The sequence below is a fragment of the Rhodoplanes sp. SY1 genome, from assembly GCF_046000175.1.
Classification (GTDB): Bacteria; Pseudomonadota; Alphaproteobacteria; order Rhizobiales; family Xanthobacteraceae; genus Rhodoplanes.
This window is the reverse complement of sequence record NZ_JBEOMB010000321.1, coordinates 1-500: the sequence shown is the minus strand read 5'-3', so window position 1 is coordinate 500 and position 500 is coordinate 1. Positions and strand designations below refer to the sequence as shown.

1 protein-coding gene is annotated in these 500 nt (G+C 71.6%); it reads right to left on the bottom strand.

Translation table 11 applies throughout. The features are described 5' to 3' along the window. Nucleotides 1-490 (bottom strand): radical SAM protein (locus ABTU92_RS29390; protein WP_408095086.1); only part of this gene is annotated, 490 nt, incomplete at its 3' end. Nucleotides 491-500: the final 10 nt, after the last annotated feature.

Here is a 500-nt window from a genome sequence, read left to right as displayed (position 1 = left end):
TCATCACGCCGGCGTTGAGATGCGGCAGCAGGCCGGTCTCGCGCCGCACGAGGTCGGCCATGGCGGCGAGATAATCGAGCGTGGTGGCATGCCCGAGCCGCTCGAGCTCCTCGCGCGCGACGCGGTAGCGGAGCTCCGGCTTGTCGCCGAGCGTGAACAGCGCCTCCTGGCAGCCGGCCGCCGCACCCGCGCGGGCGATGCCGAGCACCTCCTCGGGCGTCAGATAGGCCGCCTCGCCGCGCCGCGGCGGATGCGCGAAGGTGCAGTAGTGGCACGAGTCGCGGCACAGCTGGGTGAGCGGGATGAACACTTTTCTCGAATAGGTGACGCGGTCGCCGAAGGCGGCATCGCGCACCGCTGCAGCGGCGCGCATCAGCGCCGGCCCGGGCTCGATCCCGACGAGCAGGTGCGCCTCGTCGGCACCGAGCGTCCGCGGCGCGCGGCCGAGTGCCGGAAGATCGAGAGCCTTCAGCTCGAAATTCTGGCTCATCGTCCCGCCT